Source organism: Arthrobacter sp. TMT4-20, from assembly GCF_054510775.1.
Window position 1 is genome coordinate 64,918 of sequence record NZ_JBTNDW010000001.1, and the last position, 19,791, is coordinate 84,708.

General features: G+C 64.3%; 15 protein-coding genes and 2 tRNA genes. 6 read left to right on the forward strand and 11 right to left on the reverse strand.

Annotated elements, in window-relative coordinates:
* Positions 1 to 322: 322 nt before the first annotated feature.
* From ACX80Z_RS00285 to ACX80Z_RS00320, 8 genes are all read right to left on the reverse strand, one after another.
* Positions 323 to 1,966: a GTPase family protein gene (locus ACX80Z_RS00285; protein WP_459314543.1), complete on the reverse strand. Its 1,644-nt coding sequence runs from the start codon at positions 1,964 to 1,966 to the stop codon at positions 323 to 325.
* Complete coding sequence (locus ACX80Z_RS00290; RefSeq protein ID WP_459314544.1) at positions 1,963 to 3,774, reverse strand: dynamin family protein; 1,812 nt, start codon at positions 3,772 to 3,774, stop codon at positions 1,963 to 1,965. The genes ACX80Z_RS00285 and ACX80Z_RS00290 overlap by 4 nt, the downstream gene beginning before the upstream one ends.
* An 84-nt stretch (positions 3,775 to 3,858) precedes the next feature.
* Positions 3,859 to 3,931, reverse strand: a tRNA-Glu gene (locus tag ACX80Z_RS00295).
* Positions 3,932 to 4,018: 87 nt separating this feature from the next.
* A tRNA-Gln gene (locus ACX80Z_RS00300) sits at positions 4,019 to 4,090 on the reverse strand.
* 70 nt (positions 4,091 to 4,160) lie between these two features.
* Entirely contained in the window at positions 4,161 to 4,880 is a 720-nt protein-coding gene (locus ACX80Z_RS00305) for an HAD family hydrolase (RefSeq protein WP_019483026.1), read from the reverse strand.
* Positions 4,881 to 4,882: 2 nt separating this feature from the next.
* On the reverse strand, positions 4,883 to 6,391 hold the full coding sequence (gene gltX / locus ACX80Z_RS00310; protein WP_459314545.1) for a glutamate--tRNA ligase: 1,509 nt from the start codon (positions 6,389 to 6,391) through the stop codon (positions 4,883 to 4,885).
* Between the two features lie 105 nt (positions 6,392 to 6,496).
* Positions 6,497 to 6,769: a hypothetical protein gene (locus tag ACX80Z_RS00315; RefSeq protein ID WP_459314546.1), complete on the reverse strand. Its 273-nt coding sequence runs from the start codon at positions 6,767 to 6,769 to the stop codon at positions 6,497 to 6,499.
* Positions 6,770 to 6,795: 26 nt separating this feature from the next.
* Positions 6,796 to 7,569: a fumarylacetoacetate hydrolase family protein gene (locus tag ACX80Z_RS00320; RefSeq protein WP_024476094.1), complete on the reverse strand. Its 774-nt coding sequence runs from the start codon at positions 7,567 to 7,569 to the stop codon at positions 6,796 to 6,798.
* A gap of 555 nt (positions 7,570 to 8,124) precedes the next feature.
* On the opposite strand from ACX80Z_RS00320, the gene ACX80Z_RS00325 reads away from it, so the two are divergent.
* The gene (locus ACX80Z_RS00325; RefSeq protein WP_459314547.1) at positions 8,125 to 9,171 is read left to right on the forward strand and encodes a hypothetical protein; all 1,047 of its coding nucleotides are present in this window, start codon (positions 8,125 to 8,127) and stop codon (positions 9,169 to 9,171) included.
* A gap of 17 nt (positions 9,172 to 9,188) precedes the next feature.
* On the opposite strand, the gene ACX80Z_RS00330 is transcribed toward ACX80Z_RS00325, so the two are convergent.
* Positions 9,189 to 10,814 (reverse strand): carbohydrate-binding protein, encoded by a 1,626-nt coding sequence (locus ACX80Z_RS00330; RefSeq protein WP_459314548.1) that lies wholly within the window; start codon positions 10,812 to 10,814, stop codon positions 9,189 to 9,191.
* A 256-nt stretch (positions 10,815 to 11,070) separates the two neighbouring features.
* Between ACX80Z_RS00330 and ACX80Z_RS00335 the strand changes: the two genes are divergently transcribed.
* Genes ACX80Z_RS00335 through ACX80Z_RS00345 form a run of 3 tightly spaced genes read left to right on the forward strand, consistent with a single transcriptional unit; the run spans position 11,071 to position 15,361 of the window.
* Positions 11,071 to 13,395 carry a glycosyltransferase family 2 protein gene (locus tag ACX80Z_RS00335; RefSeq protein ID WP_050994955.1) on the forward strand — a complete coding sequence of 775 codons (2,325 nt, stop codon included), beginning with the start codon at positions 11,071 to 11,073 and terminating at the stop codon, positions 13,393 to 13,395.
* Positions 13,396 to 13,452: 57 nt separating this feature from the next.
* Positions 13,453 to 13,830: a SpoIIAA family protein gene (locus ACX80Z_RS00340; protein ID WP_459314549.1), complete on the forward strand. Its 378-nt coding sequence runs from the start codon at positions 13,453 to 13,455 to the stop codon at positions 13,828 to 13,830.
* A complete protein-coding gene (locus tag ACX80Z_RS00345; RefSeq protein WP_459314550.1) occupies positions 13,823 to 15,361 on the forward strand; it encodes a putative bifunctional diguanylate cyclase/phosphodiesterase in 1,539 nt (512 codons plus the stop codon). Before ACX80Z_RS00340 ends, ACX80Z_RS00345 begins: the two co-directional genes overlap by 8 nt.
* Before the next feature lie 66 nt (positions 15,362 to 15,427).
* On the opposite strand, the gene ACX80Z_RS00350 is transcribed toward ACX80Z_RS00345, so the two are convergent.
* Both ACX80Z_RS00350 and ACX80Z_RS00355 read right to left on the reverse strand, forming a co-directional pair.
* Positions 15,428 to 16,534, reverse strand: a complete 1,107-nt coding sequence (locus ACX80Z_RS00350; RefSeq protein WP_024476091.1) for a branched-chain amino acid aminotransferase — start codon at positions 16,532 to 16,534, stop codon at positions 15,428 to 15,430.
* 11 nt (positions 16,535 to 16,545) lie between these two features.
* The gene (locus ACX80Z_RS00355) at positions 16,546 to 17,607 is read right to left on the reverse strand and encodes a 3-isopropylmalate dehydrogenase (protein ID WP_019483037.1); all 1,062 of its coding nucleotides are present in this window, start codon (positions 17,605 to 17,607) and stop codon (positions 16,546 to 16,548) included.
* A 135-nt stretch (positions 17,608 to 17,742) separates the two neighbouring features.
* On the opposite strand from ACX80Z_RS00355, the gene ACX80Z_RS00360 reads away from it, so the two are divergent.
* Both ACX80Z_RS00360 and ACX80Z_RS00365 read left to right on the forward strand, forming a co-directional pair.
* Positions 17,743 to 18,942 carry a sensor histidine kinase gene (locus ACX80Z_RS00360; RefSeq protein WP_459314551.1) on the forward strand — a complete coding sequence of 400 codons (1,200 nt, stop codon included), beginning with the start codon at positions 17,743 to 17,745 and terminating at the stop codon, positions 18,940 to 18,942.
* Complete coding sequence (locus ACX80Z_RS00365; RefSeq protein WP_459314552.1) at positions 18,939 to 19,709, forward strand: response regulator; 771 nt, start codon at positions 18,939 to 18,941, stop codon at positions 19,707 to 19,709. The genes ACX80Z_RS00360 and ACX80Z_RS00365 overlap by 4 nt, the downstream gene beginning before the upstream one ends.
* The last annotated feature ends 82 nt before the right edge of the window (positions 19,710 to 19,791 follow it).

A 19,791-nucleotide genomic window follows, 5' to 3' on the forward strand; every position in this document is an offset into this window, starting at 1 on the left:
CGGATCGTTCATCAAATGCACCCATGTCAGGATCCCACTACTCTGCTCAAGGGGGACCCGACCCCGACGAAGCCAGTCATCATCTGAGACATTTTGACCCCGATGCCCTGAACCGATCAACAGCCGAGCCGCTTGTTCCCCAGCGGTCCCGCAACGCCACAGGTTAGGGCAGTTGCGTAAGGCCCTCATACCAACCTTTGCTCGAAGCGTATTTTGTCTATACCCCCTCGTCGCGGGTAACCACTACCTCATCTGGTGTCGACATACCTGCCCGCACTACTTGCTCCTACCTGGTCTGCCGGGGCTGACCGCGGGTCCAGTCCTAGCCTCGGCCGCGAGCTGCGGTGACAGCCTTCCGGAACCCGTTGTACCTGGTGATCTCGGCCTCGACCGGAGCCACCACGTCCCGCGCGGCGACCTGGGCCACCGCGGCGTGGAGCCGCCGTCGTGCGCGGCGTCCCCGCGAACCAGCCGACACTTTGGCTGCAACAGCAGAGAGCAACGACACCGCGATTCCCAGTACCGCTCCCCCGATCGCCAGCAGCGTGGGCAGCGGGAAGCCCTCAACCATCGGCGTCTCGGGTGCTGGGAGCTGCAGGAAGCCCAGTGCGGCGAGCACGCCAAGCCACCCCAGCCCGGCGACAGCCGCAGCGAACAGCAGCCACTGCAGCAGGCCGATCACCGGCCACCACCAGGACCGTGTGCCCCAGCGGAGGTCGGTTTGCGCGATGGCCTGGTCCAGTCCGTCGGCGAGTGATTCGTTCGCCCCCTGGGCTGCACCGCGGATCTGCTCGCGCCAGGGTCCGCTGACCGATTGGGCTGCAGCGTCGGCGTACTCCCGCAGTGCCCCGTCCATGGCGGCGCGTTGCGCCGGTCCCGGGGTGGGCAGTGAGGTGCGATTGACTGCTGCGTTGACATCCGACCGGCGCAGGTTCAGGCGACGCAGCGGGTCGGGCCTAAGCTTGCCCAGCCAGCGGGTGACCGGCCACCCCGTCGCGGCGTGGGCGTCCCGCCGGTAGGAACCTACGACCGCATCGACCACCGTCTCGGTGCCGACGGCTCCAGCCAGCCGCTCCACCAGCCGTGACCGTGCCGCTTTGGGCGGCAGGACGGCGTCGGTCGGTCCAGCGTGCCCGGCCAGCTGCGTGGCAGCCGCCGTAACATCCGCCGTGAGCCGCGCAGTGGCAGCCTGCCGACGTTTTACCGTCTGCCCAATCTCCGTCACGAGCTGGTCCAGTCCGGCGCCGGTGGCAGCCGAGACCGGGTGCACTGCCACAGAGGGGAGTCCCTCGTCGGCGAGGATGCCGCGCAGCGAAGCCGTCACCTGGTCCACGTCATCCCCGATCAGACGATCGGTCTGGTTCAGCGCCACCATCGTGACGGCGCCGTGGGTGGACATCCGTCGGAGGAAGCCGTGATGCAGGGCGGCGTCGGCGTATTTCTGTGGGTCAACCACCCAGAGCAGGACGTCGACCTGCCCGGCCAGGCGCTCCACCACCTCGCGGTGGCTTGCAGCAGTGGAGTCGAAATCTGGTAAGTCCAGCAGGATCAATCCGTCGCCGTCGTCGGCGGAGGTTCGCCCCCCGAAGGCCAGCCGCGAGTGATCGGGCAGTTCGTGCCGCTGGGCCACCTGCAGCCAGTCCAGGAGCGGGCCGCTGCCCTCGGATTTCCAGAGCACGGCGAGGGGTTCGGAGGTGGTGGGTCGGCGTGCGGCTACCCGCGCGACCTCGGTCCCGGTCAGCGCGTTCAGCAGTGAGGACTTGCCACTGCCGGTGGGGCCAAAAATGCCGACGACGGTGTGGGCGGCGGACAAGGAGCGGCGGGTGCTGGCGCGGTCCAGCACCTCGTAGGCGGCCTTCAGGTCCTGCTCGGGGAGGCGCCCCGCGGCCAGCTCCCGTGCGGTATCCAGAGCTTCAAGCTGGTTCTGGACTGCTGACTCGGCCAGCTTGCCCTTGTGCCGGCTCACTGGCCGTGTCCTTCATCCGCGTAGCCGGCGTCGTCGTTCCCACGGTCAGCGGAATCGTCGCGGTTCAGGTCAGGCTTATCCGAACCGCGTGAGTCAAGGTCACGGGCATACGCCCGCAGGGTGTCGGCCGGGAGCTGCCGGGCTACCGGCTCCAGCAGTGTGAGGTAGCGCTGCTGCTCGGTGAGAAGGAGCGACTCACACCGGCGCTGCAGGTTGTCGCGGGCAGATTTCGCCAGCCGTCGGACAGCGTCCTCGCCGAAGAATGCTTCGAGTAGTTTCTGCCCGACGACGGCGGAGCCACCTGCCACCCCGATCTCCAGTCCGCTCAACCCTGCGGTGGAGGCGAACACCACCACCATGAGAGCGACTGCTACGCCGTTCACGCCGAAGGACAGCATCCGGGCAGTGAATCGCTTGTTCGCGCCCTCGGAACTGACCAGGTCCAGCAGGTCCTTCTGCCAGGCGCGGATCTCCCGCGCCACGGTGGCCGGGAAGTCGTCGCCGCGTGGCGGTAGCCCGGTGAGCAGTTCCCGGCCGGCGTCGCCGTCCCGCCAGGAATGTTCAGCCTTCTGTGCTGCCTGCGCCGCCTGTTCCACGATGACAGCGTGGAGCCCGGTCTCGATGGCCGTCTCCACGGTCACCGCCCGCGTGGGCCGACCGGTGAGGAACGAGCCCATGGCGTCGCGCACCCGGCCGACCCGCGATTCAAGGCCCCGCATGAACTCCCCCGTGCCGACAAAGTCCTGCCAGCGCGCCAACACCTCGCCGCGGAGCAGTGTCCCGTCCTGGGTGGATTCGAGGATCCCCTGGAGGGCGTCGTCGTACGCGCGGGTCGCCGCATCCCGCAGCCGGAGATATTCGGTGTGCTGCTCGTCCTGAGCGTCGGCTGCGTCGTGGACCCGTCCCGCCACGGAGCGGACTGCGCCGTAGAGGGTGCGGCGGGCAATTTCCTGCCGGCCGGTGGCGTCGGCCGCCAGCGCCCGCAGCCACCGGCGGATGGGGTCAACCGCATCTGCCGGGAGCATTCCCGCCGGGTCGAGCGGCAGCTCCGGAATGATGAAGATAGGCGCGTGGCCGAGATCGGCGTTCGCCAGCAACGTGTGCAGGTCGCTGCGGACTTCCTCCTCCACCCCGGCGGGGACCCGGTCCAGGACTACGGCGAGGAGGATGTCGCGTGCCGCAGCATCGGCCAGCAGTTTCCACGGCACAGCATCGGCGTAACGGTTCGCGGTGGTGACGAAGACCCACAGATCAGCCGCTGCGAGGAGCTGGCCGGAAAGCCGCCGGTTCTCGTCGGCGATCGAGTCGAGGTCCGGGGCGTCCAGCAGCGCGAGGCCCAACGGAATCATCGGGTCGGGCCGGAGCAGTAAGGCCCCTGCACCAGCGGCCAGGGTATCGGCGGGCTGTTCGGTCCCGGGTTCGACGGCGCGTACCCGGCTCAGTGTGGGCAGGACCCGTTGGTCCGAGAACCAGTGACCATCGGCCGGGTGATGCAGCAGGACTGGTTGCCGGGTGGTGGGTCGGATGGCCCCGGAGCGGGTGACTGGATGTCCCACGATGGCGTTGACCAGGGTGGACTTTCCGGCTCCGGTGGATCCGCCGACGACGGCCAGCAGCGGGGCGTCAAGGCTGAGTAACCTCGGAAGTACATAGTCCTCGAGCTGGGCCGCGGTTGCCGACGCGTGGAGCTGGGCGCTGTCCGCGCCATGCACCGCCAGAGGAAAGGACAACCCACGCAGCGCCTCCCCTGTCTGGCGTAGCGTCGCCAGAAGCGGCTGGGCATCGGCGGCAGGAAGGGTGTCAGTCACCACCCCATTCTGCCGTACGGCTCAGGGTGCCTGCGGTAGGGCAAAGAAAAACCCCCGGAATCCATGGGATTCCGGGGGTATCTGTGACCCCAGCGGGATTCGAACCCGCGTTACCGCCGTGAGAGGGCAGCGTACTAGGCCGCTATACGATGGGGCCAGTACTGTGTGCTGTCTGGCCTGCGCCAAACGAGCTAGATGATTGTTTCACATCTGATAGATCCGGCCAAATTGTCCGGATCTAACGCTGGGGTACCAGGACTCGAACCTAGAATGTTGGTACCAGAAACCAGTGTGTTGCCAATTACACCATACCCCAATGGCACATACCGGAGCGCTCCTGACGGAGCATCCGGGCCGCGGAAACCGCTCTGCGCCGAGAGATCACTTTACCGGATGTGCGGCAGTAACTGCAAAACGCCCGCCAGTGAGGTGATCCGGCGACCTGTGAAGTCCCCGGTCCCGGCGTCACGCCGGTCCAGCCACACCCCGATCAACCCCGCAGCGTCGGCGCCCTCGGCGTCGACCACCCTGTTGTCTCCCACATAGAGGGTGCGCTCCGGCAGTGTGCCCAACTGCCGTGCTCCTTCCAGGTAGATCGCCGGATCCGGTTTCGCCACGCCAACCGTGTCGATCCCGACGAGGACCTCGAACCGGGACAACCCCGACCGGTTGAGCTTGGCGCGCTGGTAATCGTGCACATTGTTGCTGACCGCCCCGTAGGGGATGCGTCGGCTCTCCAACGCGTCCAGGAGGGGGACGACGTCGTCGTACGGTGCGAAGTGCAGGGGCAGCGTCGCCTCATACGCGGTGTTCCAGTGGCGGGCAGCCTCACCCTCGAGTGGTTCCTCGACGAAGGCAGCCTGCGCATGCCGGACCCGATCCAGCCGCTGCTCGGTGAAGGTCAACTCCCCCGCGAGGAACCGGTCATAGGAGCCCAGCGGGTCGTGGGCGTATAACCGCTTGTACTCGGTCCAGTCCGCGTCGCTGAGATGCGCGAGGGTGTCCGCCCCCACATGGTGGAGGGTCCTTCCCATCGCGGTTTCCAGATCCACCAGGGTGTCGTCGATATCGAACAACACCCCGGCGATGTCCGGGAGGTGCTCCATGATCAGCCGGCCACGCTTCGGAAGGCGGCGATCCGGGCCAGCGAGGATTCCTTGCCGAGAATGACCATCGATTCAAAGAGCGGCGGCGAGATCCGCTTGCCGGAGACGGCTGTCCGGACCGGGCCGAAGGCCAGGCGTGGCTTCATGCCCAGTTCTTCGACCAGGGCCTGACGGAGCGCATCCTGAATGGTCTCGGTGGTCCAGTCGTCGAGCGGCTGCAGCGCGGCCTGCGCTGCGTCGAGGACTTCCCCGAGGTTTGCTGGCAGACCCTTGCGGGCGTCGTCGGCAATCTCGATGCCGGCGTCGGCGGTGAAGAGGAAACCCAGCATGTCCGGGGCTTCGCCAAGGAGAGTGATGCGCTCCTGGATCAGAGGAGCAGCCTCGATCAGGATCTGGCGTTCGCGATCGCTCAGGGTCTCGGCGAGGAAGCCCGCACCCTGAAGGTAGGGGATGATCCGCTGGCGGAAGTCTTCGGCCTCGAGCAGGCGCACGTGGGTGCCGTTGATCGCCTCGGCTTTCTTGAGGTCGAAACGGGCTGGGTTCGCCAGCACATCGTGGACATCAAACTTCTCCACCAGGGTGTCAACAGTGAAGATGTCCTCATCAGCCGACAGGCTCCAGCCCAGGAGTGAAAGGTAATTGAGCAGGCCTTCGGGGATGAAGCCGCGTTCACGATGCAGGAAAAGGTTTGATTCCGGATCGCGCTTGGAAAGTTTCTTGTTGCCCTGACCCATGACATAGGGCAGGTGCCCAAACAGTGGCATGTAGCTGGCGACGCCGATGTCGATCAGCGCCCGATACAGGGCAATCTGGCGAGGGGTTGATGAAAGGAGATCCTCACCCCTGAGCACATGGGTGATGCCCATCAGTGCGTCGTCCACCGGGTTGACCAGGGTGTAGAGGGGAGCGCCGTTGGCGCGGACCACTGCGAAGTCGGGGATGCTCCCGGCACGGAAGGTGATTTCACCGCGCACCAGGTCGGTGAAGGTGATGTCGTCGTCGGGCATCCGCAGCCGCAACACAGCACCACGGCCCTCACTCCTGAAGGCCTCCTGCTGGTCTTCGGTGAGGGTGCGGTCGTAGTTGTCGTAGCCCAGCTTCACGTCCCGACCCGCTGTCCGGTGGCGTTCCTCAACCTCTTCGGGCGTGGAAAAGGACTCGTAGAGGTGGCCGGCTGCCCGCAGCTTGGCGATGACGTCCTGGTAGAGATCGCTGCGCTGCGACTGCCGGTAAGGGGCGTGGGGTCCGCCCACCTCGACGCCCTCGTCCCAGTCGATGCCGAGCCACTTCAGGGCATCCAGCAACTGGGTGTAACTTTCCTCGCTGTCGCGGGCCGCGTCAGTGTCCTCGATCCGGAACACCATGGTGCCCCCGGTGTGACGGGCGTACGCCCAGTTGAACAGGGCGGTGCGGATCAGTCCGACGTGCGGGGTTCCAGTGGGTGACGGGCAAAACCGCACACGCACAGGGGTCTGATCGGTGACAAGGGGGATCTCAGCAGCATTAATCATGATGGGTCCAAGTCTACGGGGCGAGGGGCCCGACCCCGAGCGAAGCGAGGAGTTGGGAGCCCCGGAGACGCTACGGTGCTTTGGTCCCCAACCCCGAGCGAAGAGCTAGCTGGCGACGAACCACCAGGCGCCGAAGATCAGCACCGCAACAAGGGCGCCGACACCGAGCTGAACCCGAAGCGGTGTCTTTGGCCGGAAATAGCGAATGGGCAAGACGGCGGCTGCACCGAACCCCAGCGCTGCGAGAGCGGAGATCCACATCTGGGGCGCACCACCGATGGAGGCCGCACGGGCCAACACCAGCAGCAATGCACAGGCCGCGATGGCAAGGTAGCGCCCCAGCCTGCGGCGCTCGGCGCTCGGACTCCCCTTTTTCACCGGACCCCGCGGCACCCGCCTCATGGTCAGCGACGCGCCGGGTTGGACAACCGCCCGATACCCTCGATCTCGACTTCGTAGGTCTGGCCTTCGCTAATGAGCCCGACGCCGGCTGGCGTGCCGGTCAGGATCAGGTCACCTGGCAGAAGCGTGAAGGCCTGGGATACGTAGGACACCAGTTCCCGAACCCCCCAGATCATCTGGCTGGTTGAGCCGTCCTGCTTGAGTTCACCGTCGAGCCGGCCGCTGACCCGCAGATTCTCGGTGTCCAGTGCTGTTTCGATCCAGGGCCCAACGGGGCAGGAGGTGTCGAAACCCTTGGCGCGCGCCCACTGGTTGTCCGTTTTCTGGGCATCTCTGGCGGTGAGGTCGTTGGCGCAGGTGTACCCGAAGACCACTTCGTCTACCCGGTCCAGCGGCACGTCCTTGCAGATCCGCCCGATCACGACGGCAAGCTCGGATTCGAAGGAGATTTCGTCGGAGAAGGCCGGCAGCGCAATTGGATCGCCGGGGCCGATGACTGAGGTGTTGGGCTTGAAGAACATCAGTGGTGCTGGCGGAACCTCGTTGCCGAGCTCCTTGGCATGCTCCGCGTAGTTGCGGCCGATCCCCACGATTTTGCTGCGCGGGATTACCGGGGCGAGCAGACGGACATCAGCCAACTGGTGGCGGACGCCGGTGAGTTGCACACCTGAGTAGAAGGGGTCGCCAGCCATGACTGCGATCTCTTCCTGGCCTTCCTCTCCCTCAACCACTCCGAATGCTGGGTCACTGTCAACGACAAATCGGGCTATACGCATGAATCCCACGTTACCGTGACCTGAGCGCCTGTGCAGGAATCAGGCGCTCAGCGGGGTAGTAATTCCACAGTGAATTGCCCCGGACAAGCAAATGACCGTGAACCTGTCCCCAGTGGGCAAGTTCACGGTCATCCGGCAAACATTCAGCGCATTAATGCGCTAAATGTCATCATCGGAGCTTAGTGAGGCCAGTTTCCAATGTGAGGCCAGTTTCCAATTTTGGTGATGGTGCTCTGGAACCCGGTCGAGGCGTCAGCAGCGGTCGCTGTGGAGACACCGCCGATTGTGAGCACTGATACAACCATGAGCGAGGCAAATAGTCTTTTCATACGAGAGTCCTTTGCTTATATGAGAAAACGTGAGGCACCGAACCTCACGCAGTTTTATCAGTATACGAACTAAAAACAAAAAACCAAGCGTTTGGAAAGATGAACTTTTGGGAGCATTACCAGCCGAATATCCCCTAAACTTAGGCAGTCGGGTCCCCTCTCAACAAGGGGACTCTGCCGAACGACGCGAGGTCCACTAAAAACTGCACGGAGGGGCTACCAACCCATGGCAACAAATCAGCCCGGCGACCAGCTGTTGTACGAGCTGCGGGCCAGAGAAGCATGGAGCCAGCGGGACTATGAGAGAGCCCGCGTCATCGCAGGCCAGGCCGTTGATCTCGCGCGTGAGGACAACAACGAGGTGGCATGGTGGAACATGGCCTTCCTGCAAGCCGAGTGTTTGCGTGAAGAAGGCGCAGTCCAGGAATCAGTGTTGGTGGCGCAACAATTGCGCGACCATCCCCTCACCAGCCAATCGCCGTCCCTGGCGGTCCGGGTGCTTACCCTGCTTGCTGTCGGGCTTCAGGGGTTGGGGCAACTCCCCGAAGCTGTACGCCAAGCCGCAGCCGCGGTAGAAGTGGCAACCGGCGCGGTCGATGCTCCTGACCTGCGCGTCGAAGCCCATCAGGCCCTGATTGCCTCGCTCGCCGAGAGCGACAGGCTGGATGAGGCCTGGGCCCAGTGCCTCGCTCTGTCGGTACTGCTCTCCACCGAGATGCGGTCCCAGACCGCGGGGAAAGCACACTGGGCTATCGGCAACGTAGCTTTCATGCGGCACGAGGTGGCGGACGGCACAAAATTCCACTCGTTGGCTGCGGGCAACCTCTCGCCAAATAATGACCTCGACCTGTGGGCCCGGTTCAATCGAGCATCCGCTGCACTCAGGCTGGCGGCCGGCGTCGTTGACGCTGAAACTCTCGAGTGCATCGAACGCGCTGAGACTGCCAGCTCAATTGTGGGCGGTAACGACCGTGATCAGCTGGAGCTGTCCCTGACACGGGCTCACTGGCTGGTACTCACGGGCCAGCTCAACGCGGCGGTCAAGCGCCTCAAACCGATCTGTGCCGACAGCACCATCCTGGCTTCGCAGACTGCCGGTGAAGCAAATTTGCTGCTCGGACGTGCGCTGGCCGGGCGCGGCGACGACATTGAGGCAATGAACTACCTCGACGCCGCCAAGGCGAACTTCATCCAGTCCGGAGCCCACGATCGGGCGGCGCACGTCGCAGAATTGATCGAATCCCTCATGCAGCCCGAATCAACCACTACATAAGAGCCAGGCTTCCGCCCTTACGGGGACTCGCTGCGAGTTGCCGTCGGGGTGGGTATTGCCGACCGGGTGGGCCCTGAGGCGTCTTCGTCCTCAAGACCCTCGAGGAGCTCAATGACGTCGTCGTTGGACAGCCGATCCCACGGAGATCCAGCCGAACCCTGCAGGGCAGCTTCCGGGCTGTCGCCCTGGCTCCACCACTTGCATTCGAACACGTGATTGTCGAGCTTGACGAGATCACCGCTCTCATACACCTCTTCCGGATCCCATTCGTCGACGGTTCCGGCGGGAACGGTTGGCGCGGAGACTGGTTTTTCACCCGGCAGAACTGGCCCGATCAGCGTCCACGGCGTCTCATCGGCTCGCAGCACTGGGTTGTCCGGTGTGGAATCTTCGTTCCACCATTTGGCCACATACACGTTGCCATGCCAGACCACTCGCTGCTCAGCCACGTAGGTGGCGTCCTCGGACCAGATAGGGTACGGGCTGGTCTCGGGATTGTCCTCGACCAGTTCCGGAGTGGGTTCGGGCGAGGCCGAGGGGGTGGCGATGGTCTCGGAAGTTCCCTCGAACTCCTGACCCAGGAGCTGTGCGAAGCTCTGGCCGTCCTGGTCAATTCCGCTGCACCCAACCGAGACCACAGTCACGTCGGCGTAGTTGTCGCTGCAGGTGGCATCACGGTTCAGGGACCACATGGACATCCGGCCAATACCCTTTTCGACGGCGAAGGCGTTCAGAGCCGCAGCGTGATCAAGCGAGAACACCTCGCTGACGACGTCGTTCTGGCCGATCATCGGGGTGAGGCCGAGCTTGGTCCAGAGCGCCTGCGGACCGAGTGGCAGATCAGCGCGGCTGTACAGAGTGGACAGCTGTGAGTGGGTGGCTTCGGCGGCGGCAATCGACGCTTCAAGCATGCTCATTGTTTCGGGCCGGCTTTCACCGAAGTCCATCGTCATGATGTTCACCCCGGCGAGGTCCACTTCGCCTTCGAGCATTTGGGTGACTGCGGTGGTCCCCGGCTCGGTCAGGCCCGTCGGAGCAACCGGTAATGTCAGCCAGACGTTCAGGGGCTCATCGGCCGCCAACCGTTCCTGCTGCAGCAGCGCGATAGCCTCAGCCCGCCGCTCCCCTGCTTCGGTGTCGAGCAGGTTTTCGCCCTCGACGTCGAGGTCGATCGTGGAGAGATTGTACCGCTCGACCACTGAGGCGTAAGCGTCTTTCAGATCGTTGACGTCGGTGCAGGAGGTAGCCAGCTCATCATTGAGCAGACCACCGAAGGACACTGCCACTTCCCCGCCGCTCTGCAGCAGACGGGCGATCCGACGATCCAGGTCCATGGTGGATTCGGCTTCATCAAAGGAGTACGCCGCACCCCAGGATGGTTCACAGGGACTTTCCGGGTCGGCAACGACGAACGACAGAACGATGCTGCCGCCCTCTTCGGTCTGCGGGCGTTCAAAGGCGTAAAACGGAGTGGCAGTCGCATCGACGTAGCCGGCGAACCAGGAGCCGCTATCTTCGGCGGCCCGGGCGTCCTCAAACCGGCTCCAGCCGGTGACGGATCCGGCAACCACCGCTGCCACGACACCGATCACCAGCACGAGTCGAACAAACGAGAGTTTCCGACCCGGAAAGTGCCTTGACAATGTGTTCTCCCCAGGGTCGTGGCCCCCGCCAACCGAGGGAAAGTTGAAATATAAACTGTTACGTTAGTAACACACTATAGTGTCGAATCGTAGTGCTAGTGTTGCACCGTCATAGGACGACTGCATCCGGCGTACCGCCGCTGCGTGGAGTCGCTCAATGATCGTAGATCATCCCACTCGTCGGGTGGAAAGGCGAAAGCCATCTGCGATGGGAGCGGCAAAGTCCGATCCTGCAATCGAGTCGCTGGGGAGCGAGATGAAGGATCACAAAGTGGCTGCTGCCTCTGAGCAACAAAGTAAAGAATCAGTTCCGGCCGCGCGCAAGCGCCAGTGGGGTGCCGAGAAGCGGTCCGAGCCGCTCTCAATCGTCCATCCCACGCCGTCGCGTCGAAAGATCGCGCTAGGCCGCCTGGCCATCGTGGCCACCATGGTTGGGTGGGGCTCCTACGTTGTCACCACCATCCTGCGACAGCTGATCGACAACCCCACCGCCGGCTTCCGCTTCCAGTTCGAAGCGGTGTCGTACCTGATTGTCGTCACCTTCCTCACCTTCTCCGCCCTGCTGTACCTGGTGGCACGCCAGGGTGCCCTGTACCGGTTCCGGGACCACAAGCGGGTGCCGCGCGGCGAGCTTGACCGCCACTTCGCCCACTACGACGAGGGCATTACCGTCCTGGTGCCGTCCTACGCCGAAGAGCCACAGGTGGTGCGGGCAACCCTCTGGTCGGCTGCGCTCCAGGAGTTTCCCGACCTACGCGTTGTCCTGCTCCTCGATGACCCCCCGCACCCCACCGATCCGGTGGTGGCCGAGCGCCTGAAAATCACCCGCGAGCTGTCCGAGGGCATTGAGTCCCAGTTGCTTGAGCCCTCCACCCGTTTCAACGACGCGTTGACCAGCTACCGTGAACGACTTATGTCGCCGGGCCCAACCGGTGTGGACGAACTCGAAGTCCTCACCAACGAGTACATTGCAGCGGCCACCTGGCTGGAAGACATGGCGGCCCTCGAGCGGGTTGAAGACCACGTGGATGAGTTCTTCGTCGACCTGGTACTGATGGGCCTCGCCCGGGAGCTCCGCCTGACGGTACTCGGCCTCACCGCAGCGCGTGCGCAGGGCGAGCAGCCCAACGAAGACCGGGTCACTGAGCTGTACCTCCGGCTGTGCCGCATCTTCACGGCCCGGCTGGAAACGTTCGAACGCAAGATGTTCGCCTCGTTGTCCCACGAAGCCAACAAGGCGATGAACCTCAACTCCTACATTTCCCTGATGGGGAAGCGGTGGCACCGCGAGGAGTCCCCGAGCGGAACCATTCTGCGCCCAGCCGAAGGCCCCGCCCAGGTGGATCTGGACGTGCCAGACTCCACGTACCTCCTGACCCTCGACGCGGATTCGCTACTCCTCCGGGACTACTGCCTGCGTCTGGTCTACCTGCTGGAGTCCCCCGGAAACGAGCGGGTCGCAGTAACGCAGACCCCCTACTCCTCCTTCCGCGGAGCCCCGACCCGAATTGAACGAGTCGCCGGCGCGACCACCGACATCCAGCACATCCTGCACCAGGGCATGTCCTACTACGGCGCCACCTTCTGGGTGGGTGCCAACGCCGTGATCCGCAAGGAAGCGCTGATGGACATCCTCGAAGTCGAGGATGTTGGCGGGTTCGAGATCCACACCTACATCCAGGACCGCACCGTCATCGAGGACACCGAGTCCAGTGTTGACCTCGGTGCCCACGGGTGGACGCTGGTCAACTATCCAGAGCGCCTTAGCTACAGCGCGACTCCCCCGGATTTTGGCTCCCTGGTGGTCCAACGACGCCGCTGGGCCAACGGCGGGCTGCTGATCCTTCCGAAGCTGTGGAACCAGCTGCAGGACCGGCGCTACCGCCGGGACCGGATCCTGGTCCGCGAGGTACTGCTCCGGGTCAACTACATGGCGTCAATCGCCTGGGCGAGCTTCGGCCTGCTGTTCCTCCTTGGGTACCCCTACGACAGCAGGCTCCTCAGTCCACTGGTCTTCATGACCGCGATGCCGTACTTCCTCGCGATGGGTAGCGATCTCCGCGATTGCGGGCACCGCTTCAGCGACATCTTCAGGATCTATGGTTTCAATATTGTGCTGCTTCCGGTGAACCTGGCCGGGGTCCTGAAATCCATCCAGCAGGCGTTCACCGGCGAGAAGATCCCGTTTGTTCGCACACCCAAGGTCAAGGACCGCACCGCCGCCCCTGCCCTCTACGTGTTCATCCCCTACGCGATTGTCGCGTTCTCCCTCCTGACCCTGTGGCGCGATGTGCAGCAGGGGAACTGGGGCAACGCTGCATTCGCTGCTTTGAACGCGGTGCTGGCGGCTGGGGCAATTCGCGCCTACATTGGGGTAAACAATTCAATTGTGGACATGGTTCTCGGCGTCCTAAACTGGCTCTACGTACCGCCTCGCAAGAAGCGCGAGACGAAGTCACCGGTTATTGAGAAGTCACCTGAAGAAGCAGATTGGTCCTCCATCCTGTACCACGGAGACCGCCGCCTCAACCGTGACCTCCGGGGATCAAACGACCGCCGCCGACGGATTTCTTCGAGGTAGCCGTCAATCCGCTACCTACCTGGTTGGAGGACAGTCGCAGTCGAAGTGAAGGGGAACATGTCGGCTATCAATGTGCAGAGCGATCAATCAGGCGAAGGCCACCCGGGCAACGTCATCCGGCTGGTCATGCCGAAGGGCGTGGACATCACCGGTGAGATCGCTGAAACGCACGCTGCGCGCGCGCGGTCGATCGCCAATGGCAGTCTACGACCGGTGCTGCTGGAGATCTCCGGGGTCGGGTCGATCAGCCGCGATGCACGGGCAGTCTTCACCAGCTCCCGCACTTCCTCGGCGATAGCCGTGCTGGGTGCCTCCCCCGTGGACAGCGTTATGGCCAACTTTTTACTGGGCGGTGACCCGCCGCCCTGCCCCACCCGTTTTTTCACCACTGAGTCCGAGGCAATGGCCTGGTTAGGTAGTTGCCCGCATGCCTGACAATGAAACCGATCCCCGACTGGCCATGCTGGTCGATGGGATCGTTCGGCTCTCCCGCGGCGATCTCAGCACCCGGATGGAGCCCTCCGCGGCGCGGGACGACGTCGACGCCGTTATCACCGGCTTCAACCTGCTCGCCGAAGAGCTTGAACTGGTGCACCGTGACTTCGAGGATCGGGTGGAGAGCCGCACTGCGATGCTCCACCAGGCGCACCTGGACATGCGCGCCATGGCCATGACTGACGCGCTGACGCAGCTGGATAACCGGATTGCACTCCTCGCCAAACTGGAGGATGAGCTGGCGGCCGATGGTGATGCCACACCGCCGGCCCTGATCCTGCTGGACCTTGACTCCTTCAAGGACGTCAATGACAGTTTTGGGCACGACGCCGGCGACCGGGTTCTGCAGGAGGTCGCCAACCGTCTGGTCGGCGTCATCCGGGACACCGATACCGTCGCCCGCCTGGGCGGGGACGAATTTGCCATCCTGGTCCCCGAGGCGACCCTGGAAATCGCGCTCCGCATCGCCAACCGCGCTCTTGCCGCCCTGGGCGACCGCATCTCGCTGGACGAACTGCATGTCTTTTCCCGTGCCAGCATCGGGGTCAGGCTGGCCGAGCCTGGCCAGAGTCCCGAGAGTATCCTGCTGGACGCGGACACCGCCATGTACGTGGCCAAGCGGGAGGGCCGCAGCACCATCAAGGTCTTCGAACCGGTGATGTTGTTGCAGCGGCAGCTCAGAAGCCAGATTGCCTCCGAGCTCCGCGACGCCATCCGGTCGGATGAGCTGAGCCTTCACTACCAGCCGGTGGTCGACCTGCGTGACGGCCGGGTGCTCGGCCTGGAAGCCCTGGTTCGCTGGAACCATCCCACCCGCGGTTTCATCATGCCGGATGAATTCATCCCGCTGGCCGAAGAAATCGGCGCGGTGATCGAGCTGGACCGGTGGGTGATGGCGTCGGCGATCCGCCAGTACTCGCTGTGGCGCGCGGAAATGGAGCTCGACGACGATTTCCAGCTACGGCTGAACCTTTCGGCTGTCGAACTGCAGCAGCTCGACCTGGTGGACTATGTGCGGGGGCTATTGCGCCGGTTCGACATCCCGCCCGTCGCGCTGGTACTGGAAATCACCGAAACAGCTCTGGTAACGGGCGGCGAGGTGGAAACGTATTCGCTCCTGAGCCTGAAACAGCTTGGCGTGTGCATCGAGATCGACGACTTCGGCACCGGTTACTCATCCATCAGCTACCTGCGGAAACTTCCCGTCAGCATGGTGAAGGTTGATCGTTCACTGCTCAGCGAGCTGTCCACCGGTTCAATCCAGTTCGGCTTCATTGCTGCGATTCTGCAACTCATCCGGGCAGCGGGCCTGGAGGCAGTGTTCGAGGGAATCGAGACCCTTGAGCAGGCCGAGAAGCTAAAGGAAATGGGCTGCGTGGGGGGCCAGGGCTACTACTTCAGTAAGCCGTTGACCGTCGAGGACACCTCAGCCCTCCTGCGTTCCTCAGCGAAGCTGCCGCTCGCCTCCTAGCGGCCGGCTCACCACAATGACCCCCACCCCCGTGCTGCGGGGTGGAGGCCATCGGATGGTCGCGAGCTAGACCAGGCGGGTCAACCAGCCGTGAGTGTCAGGCGAAGTACCCGTCTGGATGCCCAGCAGCTGTTCCCTGATGGACATGGTGACCGCACCGGCCTTGGAATCAGGGGCACCGATCACTTCCGAACCGTCCTTCAGCTGACCGATCGGAGTGATAACCGCGGCGGTACCGCAGGCAAACACTTCAGTGATGTCTCCGGACGCCACCCCATCACGCCATTCATCGAGCGTGATCTTCCGCTCGGTGACCGTGAGTCCGCGGTCCTTGCCCAGCTGGATCACCGATGAGCGGGTGACACCTTCGAGGATGGTCCCGGACAGCGCAGGCGTGACCAGTGAGCCGTCCTTGAACACGAAGAAGACGTTCATTCCGCCGAGTTCCTCGACGGCGTTGTCATTGAACTGGTCCAGGAACAGGACCTGCTTGCAGCCCTGGGCCTCGGCCTCCAGCTGCGCTGCGAGGGACGCGGCATAGTTGCCACCGCACTTCGCGTTGCCGGTGCCGCCACGCCCTGCGCGCGCGTAGTTGCGTGAGACCCAGATGTCGACCGGCGCCAGTTCCCCACCGAAGTAGTTTCCGGCCGGTGAGGCAATGACGCGGAAAGATACTTCCCGTGCTGGCCGTACCCCCAGGAATGCCTCGGTGGCGATCATGAAGGGCCGCAGGTACAGGCTCTCCCCTTCCCGGGTGGGGATCCAGTTCTGGTCCGCCGCCACCAGCTGGCGGAGGGATTCGAGGAAGATGTTCTCGGGCAGCTGTGGCAGGGCCAGCCTTGCTGCAGAGCGGTTCAGCCGCGCAGCGTTCTGGTCCGCCCGGAACGTCCAGACCGATCCGTCCTCGTGACGGTAGGCCTTCATTCCCTCGAAGATCTCCTGACCGTAGTGCAGCACTGCTGCCGCCGGGTCCAGTGCGATAGGCCCGTAGGCTTCCAGACGCGCGTTGCCCCAGCCGCCGGCACCGGTGGTGTCCGCCTTGAAATCGACCACAACCGTGTGATCGGTGAAGTGGTTTCCAAACCCGGGGTCCGCGAGAATCTCGGCCCGTTCCTGATCGGATTTGGGGTTGGCAGAGGGGTGCTGGCTAAATTCCAGGTCGGTGGCTGTCATGGTTAACCAGCTTAGGACACCAGAGCGGCGATCGCATCGCCGATTTGGGCCGTAGTGCGGGGCGCACCGGTGCGGGAGGCGACGTCGTCGTCCACTGCGCGCTCAACCCGCGCGGCGGCGTCGTCGAACCCGAGGTGGCGGAGCATCAAAGCGACGGACAGAATGGCCGCTGTGGGATCGGCCTTCTGCTGCCCGGCGATGTCCGGCGCCGACCCATGAACCGGTTCGAACATGGAGGGGGCGGTGCGGTCCATGTTGATGTTGCCCGAGGCTGCCAGCCCGATTCCGCCGGTGATCGCCGCGGCGAGGTCGGTGATGATGTCGCCGAAGAGGTTGTCGGTGACGATGACGTCGAACCGCGCCGGGTCGGTGACCAGGAAAATCATGGCGGCGTCAACGTGCAGGTAATCGTGGGTGACGTCGGGGAATTCGGCGGCGACCGCTTCGACCGTCCGGCGCCACAGATGGCCTGAGTAGACAAGAACATTGTGCTTGTGGACGAGCGTCAGGTGGCGGCGGGGACGGTCATTGGCCCGGCGGAACGCGTCCCGGACTACCCGCTCCACGCCGTGGGCGGTATTGAGGGAGACTTCGGTGGCAATTTCGTGGGGGGTGCCACCGCGGAGAATGCCGCCGTTACCGGCGTAGGGCCCCTCGGTTCCTTCACGGACCACAATGAAGTCGATGTCGCCGGGTGCGGCGAGGGGGCTCGCGATGCCCGGGTAGAGCCGTGAGGGGCGCAGGTTCACGAAGTGGTCGAGGGAGAACCGGAGCTTCAGCAGCATCTCGCGTTCGATGATGCCCGAGGGGATGCGGGTGTCGCCCGGGGCAGCACCGACCGCACCGAAGAGGATCGCGTCGTGTTCGCGAAGCTTTGCGAGGGTCTCATCGGGCAGGGTCTCACCTGATGCGAGCCAGTGTTCGGCACCGAGCTGGTATTCGGTCAGGGCGAAGGTGGTGTCGAGGTTCGCGGTGACACTGTGGAGTACCTTGACGGCTTCTGCGATGACCTCGGGGCCGATTCCGTCGCCCGGGATGACTGCCAGCTGGACTGTTGAAGATGGTTCGCTCATAGGAACAGATTATTCAGGGTTCATATGATGGACAACTCGTCTCACTTAGTGAGATGCGCCTGACAGCTCCCCGCCGGGTGGTCTCCACCCAGGGACTGATGTTTAGGGGATTAGCACCGCCTAGAGTTGACTCCCATGGACCTCCACCACCGTCTCGCTCGTGTGCTGCGCGCCCACCCGGGCCGCGTGGACCTGGCGCTTACGGTGGTGCTGCTGGTGATCCTCGTCGCGCCAACCCTGCTCTCCTCCGCCGTGCCGCTCGAAATGCTCGCCGCAGCCGGGCTGGTTCTTCCCCTCGTCTGGCGGCGGTCCCGACCCGTCCACGCTGCGGGACTGATCGCGGCCGTCTCGGTGCTGCAACTCATCTTCTATGTGATGCCAGTTCCGGCTCAGGCGGCGGTGCTGATAGCCCTCTATGCCCTGGCTGCCTACGCTCCCCGCTGGGCGAGTCTGGGCGGACTTGCGGTGGCTTCAGTCGGCTGTTTCGCCGGTCTACTCAGGTACAGCGCCTACTTCGGAATCAGCCCCTTCGAGATGCGGGACGCGTCACTTCCCCTGTTCGTCGTGATCGCCGTCCTGGTCCAGTCTCTGGTTCTCCTGTGCTGGGCATTCGGCGATCTGGCACGCAACCGCCGACTCACCCTGCAGGCCCTCGAAGACCGCACCCGACGCCTTGAGGTGGAGCGCCAGCAGGAACGGGATCTGGCTGCTGCCGACGAACGCAGTCACATTGCGCGCGAGATGCACGACATCGTGGCCCACTCCCTCTCGGTCATCATCACCCAGGCCGACGGCGCCAGATACGCGAGCGTGCAAGACCCCACGGTGGCGCCAGCGACACTCGGCACCATCGCCGACACCGGCAGGGCCTCACTTCGGGAGATGCGCCGCCTGCTGGGCGTCCTGCGTGGCGATGAGGAAACATCGACGCGGCCGCTCCCGACCCTCGCAGATGTCCGGGCCCTGATCGAAACGGTCCAGCATGCCGGGCTGACCACCGCCTACTCGGTGGACGGCACCAGCCGACGTGAGCTCCCCGCCGGGGCCGAGCTGACCGCCTACCGCGTGGTCCAGGAGTCCCTCACCAACGTGCTGAAACATGCGGGACCCGACGCCCGCGCCGTCGTCGCCCTGGCCTGGACCCCGCGGGGCCTGAACCTCACCATTGACGACGACGGTCGCGGAGCCAGCGCCGATCCCACCTCTGCGGGCGCAGGGCAGGGCATCAAGGGCATGCAGGAACGGCTCGGACTCTACGACGGGGAGCTGACCGCCGTCGCCCCTGCTGGCGGCGGATACCGCATCGCCGCATTCATCCCCTACACGGAAGCATGACAGTGACAAACTACCCAGTGACGGATAACCCAGTGACGGATTGCCAGCTGACGGATGACCAGGTGACCGGCGAACCGGTCATCCGGGTGGCCCTCGTGGATGACCAGCGGCTGGTCCGCAGCGGCTTCACCATGCTGATCAATTCCCAGCCCGACCTGCGCGTCGTGTGCGAGGCGGGAAACGGGACCGAAGCGGTGGCCGCGTTGAACGCCACCAGTGCCGACGTGGTGCTGATGGACGTCCGGATGCCCGGAATGGACGGCATCGAGGCAACCCGCCGCATCCTGGAGCAGGCGTCGCGCCTGACCGGGGCGGCGGAACGGACCGGTCCGAAGATTGTGGTTCTGACCACCTTTGATCTCGACGAGTACGCACTGGCCGCGATCCAGGCGGGTGCGAGCGGCTTCCTGCTCAAGGATGCGCCGCCGGAGGAACTGCTTGAGGCGATCCGCACCGTGTATCGCGGTGACGCGGTGATTGCTCCCTCCACCACCCGGCGGCTGCTGGATCATGTGGCTCCGATGCTGCGCCGATCCTCCCCCGCTGCGGGCGCCAACGCCGAGTCGGTCAAGTCCCTGACGGCGCGTGAGCGGGAGGTCTTCGGACTGATCGCGCGAGGCCTGTCCAACCCCGAGATTGCCGGCAGCCTCTACCTGTCCGAAGCGACAGTGAAAACCCATGTGGGCCATATTCTGGCGAAGCTGCAGGCCCGGGACCGGGTGCAGGCTGTGCTGATCGCCTATGAAACCGGCGTGGTGCACCCCTAGCCCTGAATCTCCTCGTCCCGGAGCACTGGGATGACTCATCCCGCGGGATGAGGAAGGCAGCAGCGGAGACCGGACCGTAGGC